Here is a 15,996-nt window from a genome sequence, read left to right as displayed (position 1 = left end):
GGTGACAGGACCACACGGTTTTGCCGTCCGCTGAAAAACGCCCTCGTCTTTGGCGCCTCCAGCGTCCACCACATCCCGCCCCGCATTTCGCGACGATCATGATACGCCCCTTTCGGTGGGGCGGGACGGATGCGAATATAGGATATTCCGAATATTCTGACAAACAGAATATTTTTGCGGGCGGGGCTTGACAAGCCGCCGGCAGGCACGTTGCTGTCAGGGGTGATTTGCCCGTCGGGGCGGCGGTTTGCCCGACGGGCCAGCCGCATCAGTTCATGTGCCGCGAAACGGGCCGGAGAGTCCAGAATGCCGAATCCGAAATACGCTGCCTACGAGGGCGCCGCCCCCTACTTCAGCCTGGTTCGAGGGGCGCTGGGCGACCTTGTCGATGGCGAACACTTCTTCGACATCGTCACCGACGACGTCAGCTACGAGGTGCTCTACGATTTTCCCGGTTGGCCGCGCGTGATCCAGGGTCGGGCCGGCCTGATGGCCCAATTCAGGGGCTATGTCGGCAACATCGCGATCCAGTCCGCCGACAAGCTGATCACCCACAAGACAGACGACGGTCGTTCCGTCGTCCTCGAATACGAGGTCCACGGGAGGATCCTCGCGACAGGTGCGGAATACAACAACCGGTTCTGCTCGATCATCAGAATCGAAGACCGGAAAATCGCGCACTGGCGAGACTACATGGACTCTCTTGCGGCCTGGAACGCATTGACGGCGCAGGATCGGAGATAATGCCGTGAAGCAAATCCCGATGATTAAGCTCGTGGGGCGGATTGAAGCCCAGCGAGGCGTTGCGCACCGGCGCGACCGTGCGTTGATTTCCAAGCTGTGTTGGCCATGGCAATCCTCCAGCCCAAAATGCGCGGCCAATACCCGGCCATTGGACCTGAGGGAATCGCGTTTACCGGCTGTGCCAATCCTCGAGTCCGAGTCCTCCGACGCGCGCAAATTCGCGCGCATTGTGGGTTACGATCTTGAGCCCTCGCCGCAAGGCACAGGCTGCGAGCAACACATCATAGGCGCCGATGGGCGTCCCCTGAGTGTTCAGACTCGCGCGCAATTGCGCCGCCACACGGGCATCTTCGCGTTCGAATGGCAAGACCGAGATCGTGTTCAGAAGCATCCGCATGGCTTCCCGCACACGCGGGGCAAGCTTGGGATTGCGCGCCAGCCCATACTCGACTTCCATCTCCGTGACCACCGAAACCGCCACCTGCGGGGGCGCTTCCTGACGGAGCCGCGCCATCACGCTCTGCTCGCCGCGCGCGAAATCGCTCAGTACGTTGGTATCGAGAAGATACTTCACGAAAATGCATCTTCACGTGGCGGCAGCAATTCACCGCGATAGGACTCAAACGACGGCATGTCGGGAACGCCCTGCCATTCCAGGATCGACGTCGGCCAGCCCGGGCTGCCAAGGTTTTTCTTGTCCAGCCATTCGCGCAGCGCCTTGCGGATCAATCCGCTGCGCGTCTCCCCCAGCTTTCTGGCAGTTTTATCCAATTCCTTGCCGGTTTTGTCGTCGAGATAGAGGTTGAAATTCATGGCAGGTCACCCAAAGAAAGCGTCTTGAAGCAGGATATAACCTGTACCAGGTTATACCCCGAAAACGACATTACGGCAAGTCCCCAAGCGGATTCGAACCCAACGGGTCCGCGCAAAGCGCGGCCCGATGACAGCTCCGGCGTAATCCGCCATCGCTGACGTTGAAGAAGCGGGTTACGGCTTCGCCTGCAACCCACCCTACGCGCTTATTCCCCGCGTCTTGCATATGGCTGATGTATTGGCTTAGATACGCGGGTGTCCGCACCGGGACGGCATTTATGTCCGGATTGGGAGAACGCGTCATGAGAGTGTCATCAAGCCTCATCGCGCCCTCAGCTGTCGCTATCCTGTCAATCGTGTTGCTGTGCGCTCCCGGCGGCACGGCCATGTCGCAGACCGGAGGCTCGTCGACGACGCTTCCCACCGTCACGGTCGAAGCGCCGAAGCAGGTGGTAAGGCCACATAGGCCGGCACGGGTGGCATCTCGGCCGGCATCGTCGACCGCTCACACGCGAACCGCTCAAACATCATCGGCTTCGCCAGCAGAAGCAATCATAGCGGGGCCAAGTTCAACATTGGAGAAGCTTGCCAAGCTTGAGAGTATCTCCAGCAATTGCAACGGTGGTTGCCAAACGAGCATGCCAACCGGCAAGGAGCCTTGGATTGGATGTAGCGAGTCGGCGGGGTATTCTTCAACCTTCTCGGCAACGTGCACAGACACCCTCACCCACTCGAATTATACGGGGTGCATCGGGACCAAAATGTTCACGGGCTGGGATCGAAATAGAGCCTGGTGGTATTGCACTAGCCTGTCCGCCGGCCGCAAGTTCAAGGTCGCCGAACTAAAGCGACGCAGGTAATGCATGCTTGGCTTGATGAAGGGGATCTGTCCCCATCGGAAGAAGCTGACTTATCAGCATCCTTCCGCCGCGTTGCGCGCCTCGACGTCTTGCCGTTCGACGCCAGGGCGGCCGCGCATTACGGCCAGCTTCGCGCAGAACTCGAGCGCGCGGGCACGCCCTGCGGCCCACACGACATGCAGGTCGCCGGCCATGCCCGCAGCGGCGGACTGATCGTCGTCATCAACAATCTGCGCGAGTTCAGCCGGATGCCGGAGGTGAGGGTCGAGGATTGGGTGTGAGGCAGAGGCGCGGGCCGCTGACAGGCTCCGGCGTAATCCTCCGTTCGCCGTCGATTAAAAAAGGCGGGTTACGGCTTCCGCCTTCGCTCTTTGAGCTACGGCGGATAAGTCGTCTACAACCCGCCCTACGCGCTATGGTTCTTGAAGACTCGCCAGGTAGAAGATACCTTCCAAGGAACCAAGGAGCCTCACCAATGGCATTGAGCATCAAGGACCCTGAAACCGAGCAATTGGCACGGAATCTCGCGCAACTCACCGGAGAGAACATCACGACGGCGACCAAACGCGCCCTCGAGGAGCGGCTGCGCCGCCTTCGTGGTCATTCCCGCAAAGCCGCGCTGCTGGAGGATCTCGCGGATATCCGCCGGCGCTGGAGCGCTTTGCCGGTGCTGGACGAGCGGACGTCCGAAGAAATTCTCGGCTATGACGAGCATGGGTTGCCACGCTGATGGTGATCGACACATCCGCCATCGTGGCGATCGCACTGAACGAGGCGGATGCGGCGGAGTTCGAGGAACGGATTGCCGATGATCCGATCCGGCTGGTCTCGACGGCGACCGTGCTCGAAGCCACCATCGTGATCGAAACACGACTGGGGGACGCGGGCGGACGTGAGTTCGATCTTTGGCTGCTCAAGGTTGGAGCGGAGGTCGTCGCTGTCGATGCCGAACAGACGGACGCCGCGCGGCGCGCCTGGCGCCGATATGGCAAGGGGCGCCATCCCGCTGCGTTGAATTACGGCGATTGCTTTGCCTATGCGCTGGCGCTGATCCGCGGGGAGCCGCTGCTGTTCAAGGGGGATGACTTCGCCAGAACCGACATCAATCATCGCGGCGAAGGCCCGGCTGGATAGTGACGCTGCATCAATTAGTGGCGGTCGCTGCGCGGCTTCGCACTTTCAATTTAGCTAGTAGCCCGGGTGAGCAGCGATACCCGCGGTCATCATTTCATAGTCAAGTCCCGGGTATCGCTGCGCTCACCCGGGCTACGCTTGCTCCGACTGGATCAGGTTGGCTTTCCTCGCCGAATGGACGCCGCGCGCTCGCGGATTTCAGCATGGCTGTCCTGCGCGAGCTTGGCGAGATGCTCCGAAATGACATCCGCCCCAAGATACGCGCTATCCAGGACGCCAAGGGACGCGTACCGGGCTTTGGGCGAGGCTGCGCCTGTCATCGCCAGTATCGTTTGGACATCTTCCGCCGGAAAAGGCTGCTTTTCCCGGAGCGCCTCGATGAGGAGACGATTCGGGATCGAATCATCGACGGTGCGCGCGAGAACGTCCTTACGGAAGCTGTCGTTCGTCTTGAGCCGCTCCAGTATCTCTGCCTTGACGACGCCTTGCACGTCCCAACGAGGGTCGGCCGCCATCTGGAACAGTTCGTCATCGGTAAGGACCGATGACTTCAGCAGAGCCTTGACGATCTCGTCGCGGGGGCTGTGAGGAACTACGCCGCCCTCGCGAGGATAGGGCTCCTCATGGACCCGCCAATGCGCGTAAGCGCGCCGCAGCATGTCACTGAGCTCTTCCATTGCAGGTTGCGCGATCAATACCGCGAGTTTGGCCGCAGCCTTCGCCGTCAGTGGATGCTTGGCGTTCAGGCCACTGCGAACAATGCTCAGCAGGTCTTCGTCAACCCTCGGATTCATCTTCGATAGCTGATCGAACAGATATTCGAAGCCGTTGCGGCTCTCCTGCTTCAATGCTGCCCGCAATAATCTCTCGCAGACTTCGTCGGCCAATGTTGCCGCCAGCGATGCAGCCGCCCAAAGTGCCGTATGGCGCCCAATAGCGAGAACACGCTCGACGATGGGCTCCAATTCGGTCGACGTCGCGGCGCCGTCCAGCAATCGTGCCGCGAGCTGCATCAACCAGTCGCTTTGGTGATAGAGAGCTTTCTCAAGAACGGTAAGGTCGAAACCCCGCCCCCGTGCCCTGCTCCAATCGATGGGCGGCGTATCGACGTGCGCGACACGCTCGAAGAAGCCGTGCAGTTGGTTCTCAGCGGTCTCGGAGACATAGGTGATGGCCTCCAGAGCCTCAGCGGCGAGACGGCTCCTATCGATATCCACCAACTGTCCGACATACCTGACGACCGTTTCAGCCTCTTCTCCATATTTGTCATTCCTCCAGCCCCAGATGTCGCTAGCACCCATTTCCCAGATATCGGTCAGCTCGAAGAAGGCGCTTAGCCAGACCAACCGACCGGCCTTGCGCGGGGGTACCTGGTCGAGCGCCTCAGTCAGAGGTTCGATCATTTTCGTGAACGCATGGTCGCTCGCTGCCTTATAACCTTCAGGGTTAAGTCCGGTGGTGGCTAGCTTCGATACGGCCTCCGATAGATCGAGCACGGAGTAGTCCCTGCCGAACTTCGTAAGCAGCCGTTGCGCCCGGGTGACCAGTTGCCATCCCTGCAATACTTTAAGTTCGAATGTGGATCGGATGAGAGCATCGATCCGCTCCGCGTCCCCTTGCGCTAAAAGCACGCTCATCGCGTCAAGCACGAAGCTTTCAAGTAGATCGGCATCGCGTGTCGCCCCCAAGATCATCCCACCGCCCAACGAGCTGCTCAACCGCGGTTTATTCGCCGGCGGTACCGTGGCGAACGCGACCTCTAGCTCCGGCAGAGCATAATAGACCGGTCCGGCGGCCAATTTCACCGCCCAGGCCGTCAGCAGCGCCCATGGCTGCGGGCAAACGAGCAGCTCTTCTACCGGCGGGGCCACTTCATCGGGGAAGCGCTTCGCGCATTCTCGTAATGGCGACGCCACCGCATAGGCCACCAGCTCATGCTCAGACAGTGCACACGCGATAGCAGCGGCGTAGATTTCGCGGCGTAGAGGCTGCACGGGGGCTGGATTGGCCTCAGCGATAAGCGTCAAGGCTCTCCCGACGTTCATCGCGTGCTGCAACTCGCCGGCCTTTTTATCTAACAACTCCCGGCACAGAACATCGGCCGCGCCGAGAGCGCCGGCAAAGCTCAATATCTCATCCACCGCATCCGTTCCGAGGAACTTCGGGATGACTTCAGCCTGGAGGGTCTTATCCGCGCGCGCAAGGAAGCGGGCCGCTGCGTACTCGCCGAACGTCTTATGGATGAAGGTTAGCGTCTCGTCGCCCGCATGACTGACGCGTTCGAGCAGGCCGACCCTCTGCCAATATTCCGAGCAATCTTGCGCCGTTCCCTTGGCACTGAGCAGCGGCTGATTAAGTTCGCTCGCGAGGATTTTGGCGCAGCGATCGAGCGTCTGTTCGATGCCACTGATGGGGTGCTGCACGCTATCCCATGCAAGTATCTCCAGGAAACGAAGTAGTACAGCCTTGGACGGTGGTTGCGATTTGTCTCGGCTATTCGGGATATTGTCGATGATATCGAATATCTTCTCGTAGAGTTGCTCCTTACTCTTGCCGAAGCACACGTTCCGCATCGCCAGATAAAGGACCAGCCCGAGAAGGAGCGGGCTTCGTGCGACGGCCTTGCCAGATTCGCTGGCGTGGATTTCCTCAAGCGCGAAACTAAGGATCGCCTCACACTTCCGCTCGTCGTCCGGGTAGATGCTCTTAAGCATGATACCCATATGCTCGCGCTCCCTATCCACAGCGAGCGGCAGAAGTTCGTAGTGGCGCCAGTCGTGCAGGAGCGCTGTGGTGTAGCCGATAGGCCGGGTAGCTACGACGATGGAACATTGTGGATGACCCGACGCGAAAGCGACCAAACTTTGCGCAAGTTCTTCCTGGGAGTGGCCACACTCGTCGAGGCCGTCGCAAAGCAGAACCCAGTTCGAGATCGCGGCATCAATAAGGGATTGCGTGTTCAGGTCGGAGCCATCGAGGCCATGGGTAAAGAGCGCTTCCTCGAATCCAGCTCCATGCTTCATACGTGCCGCAATCAATGGCAGGCGCACCTTAAGAACAGGCCGATTCTCGCTAGCGTAGATTCGCGCAAGCTTCCTCATGAGCGTGCTTTTGCCCATGCCAGGGCCGGCAACGACGACGCCTTTGCGATAGAACCGCCCGAGCGCTTCGGGCGCCATCCCCTCGCCCGTCGGGCTCGGCGTTCGCTTATCCCAATCGTGATAGAATTGGATCGCCTCCGCGAGCGCTTTGGGCACCTTCTCATCAGTGCCGCGCTTGACGATATTGATCGGTATCCACCCCTCGTCTATCGGGAAGGGCTGGTCGATACCGAACACACTGTAGCGCTCGTTCACAGCGAGCACCCATTCGGAGAGCTGCGCAATCAGGGCCGAGGGAGACTGGCTGCCTTTCCTCAGCGCGATATTGGCACCAGCAAGGACATTCAGCACGGCAGAGGCTTCGCGCTGACCGCGCAAGCGCATCAGTCGCTCAGCATCTCGATAGAGTTCGTTCCAAGCCGGGCGCACCTCGGATTGTTTCTCGACTAGATGGGTGAGTTCGGCACAAGCCGCCTTCACGTCGGCGTCGTCCCCGTCGTCGCATCGGCAGACGACGACCCGCAGCCGCGAACAGACCTGCTGCGCGTTGAGGCCGAGCGGCTTCAATCGGGCCTTGAATTCGACCGCCAGATCCTTGAGGTCGTCGTCCCGACCGTCGCCGATCCGCGTCAGGTCATGCGCGAGATGCGTGCGTACGGTATTGCTGCTATCAGGGGATACGACCAGAATACCGTAAGCGATATCCCCGTTCACGATGGCCTTGGCCATCGATTCCATAGGCTCCCAAAGGCGCGCACCGGCCGCAAGGCCGCGCTTCACTTGCGCTTCGACAAACTGGCCGCCTTTTAAGACTAGACGAATGTCGTCGCCCGAACCTCCGGTCTCCGCCAGGAGCGATACCGGGACGTCCAGCATAAGTCCGGGCAACCAGTTGAGGGCGATACCGCGCGCGAGATGCACGGCCGCAATTGCGGTGACTACAGCCTGAAAGTTGATTCCGCCGGTCGTTGCGCTGCCGCCCGACGTCGCCTTCGGCGTCTCTTTTTTCCTATCGGACATGCCTCTTCACAGCTGCCCTCTACAGTATCCTAGACCATCCACGCCCCCTACTCCCACTCGATCGTCCCCGGCGGCTTGCTCGTCACGTCATACACCACCCGGTTGACGCCCTTCACCTCATTGATGATCCGCGTCGCGGTCTCGCCCAGAAATTTCATCTCGAAGGGATAGAAGTCCGCGGTCATGCCGTCGGTCGAGGTCACGGCGCGCAGGCCGACGACGTATTCGTAGGTGCGGCCGTCGCCCATCACGCCGACGGTTTTCACCGGCAGCAGCACCGCAAAAGCCTGCCAGATCTGGTCGTAGAGGCCGGCCTTTCGAATCTGGTCGATGTAGACGGCGTCCGCATTGCGCAGGATGTCGAGTTTTTCTCGCGTGATCTCGCCGGGGCAGCGGATGGCGAGACCGGGGCCGGGGAACGGGTGGCGGCCGACGAAGATTTCGGGCAGGCCGAGTTCGCGCCCCAACACGCGCACCTCGTCCTTGAACAGTTCGCGCAAGGGTTCGACCAGCTTCATGTTCATGCGCGCCGGCAGGCCGCCGACATTGTGGTGCGATTTGATTGTCACCGAGGGGCCGCCGGTGAAGGAGACGCTCTCGATCACGTCGGGATAGAGTGTGCCTTGCGCCAGAAATTCGGCGCCGCCGATCTTCTTGGCTTCCGCATCGAACACGTCGATGAAGAGCCGGCCGATGGTCTTGCGCTTGTGTTCGGGGTCGGTGACCCCTGCGAGTTCGCCGAGGAAAATCTTGGAGGCATCAACGTGAACCAGCGGAATGTTGTAGTGATGCCGGAACAGCTCGACCACGGTCTCGGCCTCGTTGAGCCGCAACAGGCCATGGTCGACGAACACGCAGGTGAGCTGGTCGCCAATCGCCTCGTGGATCAGCACGGCGGCGACGGCCGAATCGACGCCGCCGGAGAGGCCGCAGATCACCCTGGCCCGGCCGACCTGGGCGCGAATCTTCTCGATCGCCTCCTCGCGGAAGGCGCGCATGGTCCAGTCGCCGGCAAGCCCTGCGACCTTGCGGACGAAATTGCGGATCAGCTTGGCGCCGTCGGGCGTGTGCACCACCTCGGGATGGAACATCAGGCCGTAATACTTCCGCTTCTCGTCCTGGATCACGGCAAAGGGCGCATTCGTGCTGGTGCCGGCCACGGCAAAGCCCGGCGGCATCCGGGTGATGCGGTCGCCATGGCTCATCCAGACCGGATGTTTTTCGCCCATGTCCCAGGCGGAATCGAACAGCTTGCTCGCGCCGGTGACCTCGACGTCGGCACGGCCGTATTCGCGGTGATGGCCGCCTTCGACATGGCCGCCAAGTTGTTCCGCCATCACCATCTGGCCGTAGCAGATGCCGAGCACGGGCACGCCGGAATCGAAGATCGCCTGCGGCGCGCGCGGCGAGCCTTCCTCGTGCACGGATTCCGGGCCGCCGGAGAGGATCACGGCCTTTGGCTTCATGGCCAGAAAGGCGGCTTCCGCCTTCTGGAACGGCACGATTTCGGAATAGACGCCCTCTTCCCGCACCCTCCGCGCGATCAGCTGCGTCACCTGGCTGCCGAAATCGACGATCAGAATCTTGTCATGCGCCGGCGCCACGGGGGCGGCCGACTCGCGGGCGGGCTGTGGGGCTGTCATGGCAAGCAGATACGCGACGGGGGGCGGGGCTGCAACCCCGGGAGGGCCGTCCAACACCCGTCATTGCGAGCGTAGCGAAGCAATCCACGCCTTTTTGTGCCAAAAAATGGATTGCTTCGTCGCATCCGCCTTCGCCCGAAGGCGGCCTTCGGCGGACAAGAGGGCTCCTCGCAATGACGACCCAGTCCGTAGGGTGGGCAAAGCGGAGCATGCCCACCATTCTCAGACCGGCGCCGGGGATGGTGGGCACGGCGCGAAGAGCGCCTTTGCCCACCCTACTGTCGCTTCAGCACCGACACGAAAAACCCGTCCGTGCCGGTGCGGCGCGGGGTCATCAGCAGCCCTTCCGGCGATTGCAGCGTCGCGGCCAAGAATTCCTCCGCCTTGTCCCACAGCACCGTCACGGTCTGCTCCGACGGCACCACCGCGAATTCCGGATGGCGGCCGATAAAGGCGCGGACCTGCTCGCCGTTTTCCGGCGGCAGCACCGAGCAGGTGATGTAGGCGATCCGGCCGCCCGGTTTGACCAGCGCCGCGGCACGATCGAGCACCGTCGCCTGATCCTTCAGCCGCACCTCCAGCGCACCGGGGCGCATGCGCCATTTGGCGTCGGGGTTGCGGCGCCAGGTGCCGGTTCCCGTGCAGGGCGCGTCGATCAGCACCAGATCAGCGGTGCTGCGGATATCGGCAAGCGGATCGGCATCGCCCTTGGGCGACCGCACATCGGCATTGTGGATGCCGGCGCGCGACAGCCGTTCATGGATCGGCGCGAGCTGGCGCTTGTCGTGGTCGGTGGCGATCAGCCTGCCCTTGCCCTGCATCATCGCCGCCAGCGCCAGGGTCTTGCCGCCGGCGCCGGCGCAGAGGTCGATCACCTGCTCGCCGGGTTTTGCCGCCGATAACAAGGCCGCTACTTGCGAACCTTCATCCTGCACTTCAACCGCGCCCTTGATGAAAGCTTCCTCGGCATGGATGCCGGGATTGCGCGCGTCGGCGGAAAGCTCGATGCGCAAGCCCATCGGCGACCACGGCGCAGGTCTTGCGCCGAGATGGGCGAGCGACGAGAGGATCTTCTCGCGCTTGGCCTTCAGGGTGTTGACGCGCAAATCGAGCGGCGCCCGGCTCGCCATCGCTACCGCCTCCGCGACACGATCCTCGCCGAACATCTGCGCCAGGTAGCCGTCGAGCCATTCGGGATAGTCGCCGGCGATCGGCGCCGGCGCATCGTCGAGCGTCCGCGTGGTGAGCGCTGCGCGCTCGCGCTCGGTCAATGGCTCGGGCGCGAAACGGCCGCCGTCGCACAGCGCGGCGATGGTCTCGACGTCCATGCCGCGCTCGAGCTTCAGCATCCCGAGCAGCCGCCCACGCGGGGTATCCTCCTCCATCAACCAGGCGCTGGAGGCGCGCCGGCGCAGCACGTCCCAGACGAGACCGGAGATCGCGGCGCGGTCGCCGGAACCGGCATAGCGATGCGCCGTGCCCCATTCCTTCAGCGCTTTCGCAGCCGGAATGCGCTCGCTGTCGATGGTGCCGATCAGTTCGATGGCGGCGGAGAGCCGCGCGGCGGGGGTCATGAAAACTTTCGGTTATGGAATAGCTTAGATCAACAGGAGAATCTTCAACGCGAAGTAGATCCACATCGCGAACAGCACCAGGACACCGGCGAGCCACGCCATCGAGCGCTGCCCGAGGTCGTTCGAGCTGACGAAAATCCCGGCATGGGCGAAGCGCGTGACCACGAACACCCAGGACATCAGCACGATGAACAGATCGGCGTGACGGATCGGCAGCGCGATCGCGATCAGGATGTAGAACAACAGCGGCAGCTCGAACTGGTTGGCATAGCAATTGGCAATTTGGGTGGCCCGCGCCGGCCAGTTCGGCTGCCCCAGCGCAATGTCGGGGATCCTGGTGCCGCCTGCGACCAGCGCCTGCCGGCGCGTGCCCACCATCCCCAGCAGCAGCGCAAAGGTGAGCCCGATCAGGACAAAGACCGGCAGCAAAACCATTTGAAGTGACATCGCAAATCCTCCGCGAGGCGGTTGAACGCTGGAAAGCCGGCTATAGCGGCCATGCCGCCCCCTGACAACAAGGCGCCGGCACTTTGAACCACAATCGCCGCCGGCGTGACCAATCGGTGATAATTGCAGCAATTTCATTCCAGACAGCCCGCCACGCGACCGTTAGAGATGCCGCGATGAACATCACCTCCCCGATCATGCACGGCGTGGCCCAGGTGGTCGAAATCCCCGGCGATTCCGTGACGTCGCTGTTGAAAATGGTCGGCGACATCACCGGCCTGTTCGCCGACGACGGCCCGGACGGCGCGCTCGGCATGGTGATGTCGGCCCTCTCAGGCGTCGCCGCGGCGCTGGCGGTCGCCATCGTGCTGTCGGTTTATTTCCGCAGCCGCTATCGCAGCGCGCGCGATGTCCTCAGGCATGGCCTCGCCACCGCGCTGGCGCTCGGGCTGCTGGCGTTCGTCGCCTACGACATGCGGCATGCCGCGCTCGCCTATCTCGGCATCAACGCCACGAAACCCGCGGTGGAATTCGAAATCCGGCTGCCGAAAGCCGCGATGACCGCGATCGCCGACACCCAGATCGAGCTGCACACCGACCGCAACCAGACGCTCGCCCAGGTGCAGGGCGAACTTCCCGCCGATGGCAGCGGCCTCGGCATCATCAGGGGTTCGGTGCCGCTGGACTATCGCACCAGCGACCGCGTCGTGATCCTGAATTTGCCGGGCCAGGGTAGCTGCGAGTTCAAGCTGCGGCTCGCAGCCAACCCCTCCCATTCCGACGCGTTCGGCCCCTGGCACCTGGCCGACCGCGTCGCCTCCCCCAGCAAGGGCGAAGAGACCCGCGCCGAGCAGAACGACGCGTTCGCGATCCGCTATCGGGTGCTGTAGGCGGCCAGCCGAATTTCATGATTCCGACTTCCGGCCGGGCTATCCTCGGGCCGGAAGGAACATCGCATGCCCGAATTTCGCCTGACGCAAATTTCCGATACCCACCTCGCCCGCCGCCATCAGGCGCTGACCGACAATTTTCACCGGGTCAGCGAGTACATCGACACCAGCCGACCCGATCTCGTCGTCAACTCCGGCGACCTCGCCTTCGACGCGCCGACCAATGGCGACGATCTCGAATTTGCGCGGGACTTGCACGCCGGCCTCCCCGTGGCCTGCCGCTTTCTGCCCGGCAATCACGACATCGGCGACAACCCGACCGCCGTCGGACCCGTCCCGCCGCATCCCGCGACCGAAGCGGCCCGGCAGAATTTTCGCATCGCCTTTGGCGACGATTACTGGCGCTTCGAGGCCGCAGGCTGGTGCTTTATCGGGCTCAATTCCCTCATCATGAACAGCGGACTTGCGAGCGAGCCCGAGCAGTTCGATTGGCTGGCCTCAGCGCTTGCCGCGGCCGGCGGCAAGCCGGTGGCGCTGTTCATTCACAAGCCGCTTTTTCTCAACGCGCCCGACGATCCCGAACTGGCGGCAACCGCGATCCGCTACGTCCCGATGCCGGCGCGCAGCCGCCTGCTCGAGATGCTCGGCGGCGTCGATTTGCGGGTCATCGCCAGCGGCCACGTCCACCAGCGCAGGGATTTTACCTACGGCCATGTCCGGCACGTCTGGGCGCCGTCGGCCGGCTTTGTCATCTCGGACAAGCGGCAGGAGGTGATCGGGATCAAACAGGTCGGATTGGTGGAATATCGATTTGCACCCGACAGCTTCGAGGTGCGCAACGTCCGCGCACCCGGCCAGGTCGATGTCGACCTGGATCACCTGCTCGGTACGAACAGCTAGGGCCTCGATGCGCGACGGCGGCACTCACTCCGCCGGCTGCAGCGCCAGACCGGGCTTCCACGAGAATGCCCAGGCCAACGCGTAGAAGCCGAGCGCGAGCAGATAGAGGAAGGCGAACCCGAAATACATCGAATTGTATTCCATCACGCCCCCGAACAGCGCGCCCATCAGATTGTAGGCGAACGCGGTCGAGATGTTGATCCTGGCCTCGCCGATCAGGCTGGAGAAGATGATGCCGGCAAAGAACAGCGGGATCGTCAGCACCAGACAGCTCAGCACGAGCTGCATCCAGGGCGGCCCGAACGTCCACTCACCGTGGCTGGTCGCGATCATGTAGCCGACCAAAAGGCTCACGGCCAATCCGACATAGGCCGGCCCGGCCCAGTTTCGCGCCGTCCGGGTTACGATCAGATTGGCGAGGAACGCCATGATCAGCACCAAGAGGATCGCGGCCGCGATCACGAACCAAGTGCCGCCGAGATGTAGCCCAAGCTCGGTGATGGCCTTGGTCTCCACCAGCATGAAGCCCGACCCCAGAAAGAAGAACGGCACGTAGCTGCGGTCGATCGGGTCGGTGAAGCCGATGGTCTTGCGCACGAAATAATAGCTGAGCAGCAGCACCATGCCGAGCGCGATCATGTAGGTGACGGGGAAAGAGCGCTCGACCATGTAGAAGAACGGCCAGTCGTCGGTCGGCACGGCGGATTCCGGATAGGGTTGCGAGAAATAATCGGAGACGTCGGTAAATCCCATCGAGGCGAAGGCGTTCTTGTCCGGCATCGTCACCGCGCCGCCCTTCCTGGCGATGAAGGCGGTGGTGCGGATGTAGTCATAGCGCACCCGCACGGCGAGCGGCTTGGCCGCGCCCGGCAGCTCGCTGAGGATTTTTGACAGCTTGAATCCCAGCGCGTCGTTGACCAGCGTGAACGAGATCGACATCACCCCGCCCGGCTTTAGCAGCCGGTAGGCTTCCGCAATGCCCTCGCGGGTATAGACGTAGGAATCCACCCGCAAATTGGAGGCATGGCTGAGCGCGGTGTGCGAGTCCAAGACGCCATAGACGATCAGATCGTATTGCTGATTGGCGGTGCGGAAGAAGTTGCGCGCGTCGTTGATTTCCAGGTTGACGCGCGGATCGTCATAGGGCCGCTCGGGATGATATTTCTTGCCAAGGAAAGCGATCGCCGGATCGATCTCAATGGCGTCGACGTGCGCTGCACCCATCCGCAGCGCGGTCGCCACGTCATTGCCGCTGCCGGCGCCGACGATGGCCACCCGCTCCGGCGCTTTCTTGAAGTTGTACGGGAATTCGTAATAGGCGCGGACGAAGCGGTCGGCGTCGTCTTCTACGGCCCGCCTGTTGTCGGCGAAATTATAGACCTTCTGGTAGTAGCTGCCGCCCGAGAGGATCTGCATCAATCCGTCGGCCTTGGCGGTGCGCTCCAGCAACTGGTACGGCGAATAGATCCGCTGGGTCTCCGGCTGCACCGGCCAGGCCAGGATCGCCAGCAGCACGCAGAAGCTCGCGATCCCGACGCTCAGGAATTCGTCGCGCGACAGCACGAACAGCAAGAGGATGCCGCCGGTCGCCGCGAACCAGATCACCGGCGGCGTCCAGTACAGGCTCATCACGAACAGCGCGATCACGCCCAAAATGCTGCCGGTGAGGTTGAGGCTGTAGGCATTCAGCGAGTTGGAGGAATGCAGCAGCTTGCCGCAGAGCTGGCCGACCGGGTAGCAGATGCAGGCGCAGATAATAAAACTTGCGCCGAGCAGGAAATAGACCGGCATGTCGAAGGTCGAGAGCCAGCCGATCGAGAAAATCAGATAGGTGGTGCCGGTGTCGTAGCGCAGCAGCGTGATGACGCCGACGAACAGCGCCAGCATCGGCAGCACCAGCGCCGGCGCGCAGGGCTGCTTTTCCGCGACCGCGTAGCCTGCGCCGAGGCCAAGGAAGCAGGCCAGCATGGTGAAATTCTTGTAGAACGAATAGACCGGGAAGACCGAGGCCAGCCAGCGGATCATCACCAGTTCCAACAGCAGGCTGAGCATCGTCACCAGAACGATCAATCTGATCTTCTTTTGCGTACTCATATTCGCGTAGTCGATTTCGAAGCTTGCAGCCATCAACCTGATCTGGCTGTCGAGCGGCTCGTCGAGCCATCCCCAGCGGAACAGGACGGCCACCGCGGCGAGCCCGAGCGCGATCCGCAACAGGCCGGTGGCCAATTGCATCGCCGTCACCGTCTCCAGTTGGAACATGCCGTAGACCGCAATCGCGGTATAGACCGACAAAAGCCCGCTCAGCGACAGGCAGAAGATGCGAACCAGGCTGCGATTGGGATTGTGGGCGGAATTGATCATGAAACGGACCGGGAGCGTTGGAGAAACGGTGCGCTCCCGCGTCGGCCCCGTGAAACATCACGAGATTGCTCGTGACCTAAGCTTTCAAGGAGGGCCGAGCGTGCGTCGGGTCGGCAGACTAGGCAGCTTTGCTTAAGAGGCTATTACCGGCCAGGCGAGGCCAGGCGACCGCCTGCCATTCGATGTTTATAACGGCTTAACATCCACAAGCGCGAAAACCGGATCGCCGCTCAGCCTGCCTGGAGCCTTTTCCGTTTCGATGGAATCGAAACGGGGCTCTAGATTCTTGTTTTGACGCGTTCTCTTCACGCGAACCGGTGACCATCCCGCATCAAGTGCGGGACAGGCTTTCGCTCGAAAACGCTCTAACAGTCCGCTGAAAAACGTAAAGAATGAGGCGTTTTTTCTGTTGGGGTTCGGTTGTTGGGATGGCGTATTGGGGAGTTTGAGGTCTGTTGGCTAGGCTGCAGCCAGTTTGGGGATGCGGATCAGGTTGTAGGCGATCA

At 62.0% G+C, this 15,996-nt stretch carries 14 protein-coding genes; 6 read left to right on the top strand and 8 right to left on the bottom strand.

Features of this window, described 5'->3' with window-relative positions:
* Nucleotides 1–306: 306 nt before the first annotated feature.
* A complete protein-coding gene (locus VK804_RS30345; RefSeq protein ID WP_325751972.1) occupies nucleotides 307–744 on the top strand; it encodes a nuclear transport factor 2 family protein in 438 nt (145 codons plus the stop codon).
* Between the two features lie 169 nt (nucleotides 745–913).
* On the opposite strand, the gene VK804_RS30340 is transcribed toward VK804_RS30345, so the two are convergent.
* From VK804_RS30340 to VK804_RS30330, 3 genes are all read right to left on the bottom strand, one after another.
* The gene (locus VK804_RS30340; RefSeq protein WP_325751971.1) at nucleotides 914–1,318 is read right to left on the bottom strand and encodes a type II toxin-antitoxin system VapC family toxin; all 405 of its coding nucleotides are present in this window, start codon (nucleotides 1,316–1,318) and stop codon (nucleotides 914–916) included.
* Nucleotides 1,315–1,557, bottom strand: coding sequence for a ribbon-helix-helix domain-containing protein (locus VK804_RS30335; protein ID WP_325751970.1), 243 nt, complete (start codon nucleotides 1,555–1,557; stop codon nucleotides 1,315–1,317). The genes VK804_RS30340 and VK804_RS30335 overlap by 4 nt, the downstream gene beginning before the upstream one ends.
* Before the next feature lie 520 nt (nucleotides 1,558–2,077).
* On the bottom strand, nucleotides 2,078–2,272 hold the full coding sequence (locus tag VK804_RS30330; RefSeq protein ID WP_325751969.1) for a hypothetical protein: 195 nt from the start codon (nucleotides 2,270–2,272) through the stop codon (nucleotides 2,078–2,080).
* 144 nt (nucleotides 2,273–2,416) lie between these two features.
* On the opposite strand from VK804_RS30330, the gene VK804_RS30325 reads away from it, so the two are divergent.
* From VK804_RS30325 to VK804_RS30315, 3 genes are all read left to right on the top strand, one after another.
* Nucleotides 2,417–2,698 (top strand): PIN domain-containing protein, encoded by a 282-nt coding sequence (locus VK804_RS30325; RefSeq protein ID WP_325751968.1) that lies wholly within the window; start codon nucleotides 2,417–2,419, stop codon nucleotides 2,696–2,698.
* 194 nt (nucleotides 2,699–2,892) lie between these two features.
* Nucleotides 2,893–3,147, top strand: a complete 255-nt coding sequence (locus VK804_RS30320) for a type II toxin-antitoxin system VapB family antitoxin (protein WP_325751967.1) — start codon at nucleotides 2,893–2,895, stop codon at nucleotides 3,145–3,147.
* Nucleotides 3,147–3,551: a type II toxin-antitoxin system VapC family toxin gene (locus VK804_RS30315; RefSeq protein WP_325751966.1), complete on the top strand. Its 405-nt coding sequence runs from the start codon at nucleotides 3,147–3,149 to the stop codon at nucleotides 3,549–3,551. Before VK804_RS30320 ends, VK804_RS30315 begins: the two co-directional genes overlap by 1 nt.
* 152 nt (nucleotides 3,552–3,703) lie before the next feature.
* On the opposite strand, the gene VK804_RS30310 is transcribed toward VK804_RS30315, so the two are convergent.
* The 4 genes from VK804_RS30310 to VK804_RS30295 form a co-directional block, all read right to left on the bottom strand.
* Entirely contained in the window at nucleotides 3,704–7,672 is a 3,969-nt protein-coding gene (locus tag VK804_RS30310) for an NACHT domain-containing protein (RefSeq protein ID WP_325751965.1), read from the bottom strand.
* A 47-nt stretch (nucleotides 7,673–7,719) separates the two neighbouring features.
* Complete coding sequence (guaA, locus tag VK804_RS30305) at nucleotides 7,720–9,315, bottom strand: glutamine-hydrolyzing GMP synthase (protein WP_325751964.1); 1,596 nt, start codon at nucleotides 9,313–9,315, stop codon at nucleotides 7,720–7,722.
* Nucleotides 9,316–9,590: 275 nt separating this feature from the next.
* Nucleotides 9,591–10,889, bottom strand: a complete 1,299-nt coding sequence (locus tag VK804_RS30300; RefSeq protein WP_325751963.1) for an RsmB/NOP family class I SAM-dependent RNA methyltransferase — start codon at nucleotides 10,887–10,889, stop codon at nucleotides 9,591–9,593.
* Between the two features lie 24 nt (nucleotides 10,890–10,913).
* Nucleotides 10,914–11,336: an MAPEG family protein gene (locus tag VK804_RS30295; protein ID WP_325751962.1), complete on the bottom strand. Its 423-nt coding sequence runs from the start codon at nucleotides 11,334–11,336 to the stop codon at nucleotides 10,914–10,916.
* A gap of 176 nt (nucleotides 11,337–11,512) precedes the next feature.
* Between VK804_RS30295 and VK804_RS30290 the strand changes: the two genes are divergently transcribed.
* Together VK804_RS30290 and VK804_RS30285 are read left to right on the top strand one after the other, a co-directional pair.
* Nucleotides 11,513–12,226, top strand: coding sequence for an acriflavin resistance protein (locus tag VK804_RS30290; protein WP_325751961.1), 714 nt, complete (start codon nucleotides 11,513–11,515; stop codon nucleotides 12,224–12,226).
* 66 nt (nucleotides 12,227–12,292) lie between these two features.
* On the top strand, nucleotides 12,293–13,126 hold the full coding sequence (locus tag VK804_RS30285) for a metallophosphoesterase family protein (RefSeq protein ID WP_325751960.1): 834 nt from the start codon (nucleotides 12,293–12,295) through the stop codon (nucleotides 13,124–13,126).
* Between the two features lie 24 nt (nucleotides 13,127–13,150).
* Here VK804_RS30285 and VK804_RS30280 read toward each other — a convergent pair whose 3' ends face one another.
* A complete protein-coding gene (locus VK804_RS30280) occupies nucleotides 13,151–15,490 on the bottom strand; it encodes a hypothetical protein (RefSeq protein ID WP_325751959.1) in 2,340 nt (779 codons plus the stop codon).
* Nucleotides 15,491–15,996: the final 506 nt, after the last annotated feature.

The organism is Bradyrhizobium sp., from assembly GCF_035484855.1.
In the GTDB taxonomy this organism is placed as follows: domain Bacteria; phylum Pseudomonadota; class Alphaproteobacteria; order Rhizobiales; family Xanthobacteraceae; genus Bradyrhizobium.
The sequence above is the reverse complement of the archived record's forward strand: the minus strand, read 5'-3'. Positions and strand labels throughout refer to the sequence as shown.

What these genes read in the sequence shown, in the direction of transcription:
- guaA (WP_325751964.1), bottom strand. Translation starts at nt 9,315, where the DNA reads ATGACAGCCCCACAGCCCGCCCGCGAGTCGGCCGCCCCCGTGGCGCCG.
- VK804_RS30335 (WP_325751970.1), bottom strand. Translation starts at nt 1,557, where the DNA reads ATGAATTTCAACCTCTATCTCGACGACAAAACCGGCAAGGAATTGGAT.
- VK804_RS30345 (WP_325751972.1), top strand. Translation starts at nt 307, where the DNA reads ATGCCGAATCCGAAATACGCTGCCTACGAGGGCGCCGCCCCCTACTTC.
- VK804_RS30285 (WP_325751960.1), top strand. Translation starts at nt 12,293, where the DNA reads ATGCCCGAATTTCGCCTGACGCAAATTTCCGATACCCACCTCGCCCGC.
- VK804_RS30320 (WP_325751967.1), top strand. Translation starts at nt 2,893, where the DNA reads ATGGCATTGAGCATCAAGGACCCTGAAACCGAGCAATTGGCACGGAAT.
- VK804_RS30310 (WP_325751965.1), bottom strand. Translation starts at nt 7,672, where the DNA reads ATGTCCGATAGGAAAAAAGAGACGCCGAAGGCGACGTCGGGCGGCAGC.
- VK804_RS30290 (WP_325751961.1), top strand. Translation starts at nt 11,513, where the DNA reads ATGAACATCACCTCCCCGATCATGCACGGCGTGGCCCAGGTGGTCGAA.
- VK804_RS30315 (WP_325751966.1), top strand. Translation starts at nt 3,147, where the DNA reads ATGGTGATCGACACATCCGCCATCGTGGCGATCGCACTGAACGAGGCG.
- VK804_RS30300 (WP_325751963.1), bottom strand. Translation starts at nt 10,889, where the DNA reads ATGACCCCCGCCGCGCGGCTCTCCGCCGCCATCGAACTGATCGGCACC.
- VK804_RS30295 (WP_325751962.1), bottom strand. Translation starts at nt 11,336, where the DNA reads ATGTCACTTCAAATGGTTTTGCTGCCGGTCTTTGTCCTGATCGGGCTC.
- VK804_RS30280 (WP_325751959.1), bottom strand. Translation starts at nt 15,490, where the DNA reads ATGATCAATTCCGCCCACAATCCCAATCGCAGCCTGGTTCGCATCTTC.
- VK804_RS30325 (WP_325751968.1), top strand. Translation starts at nt 2,417, where the DNA reads ATGCATGCTTGGCTTGATGAAGGGGATCTGTCCCCATCGGAAGAAGCT.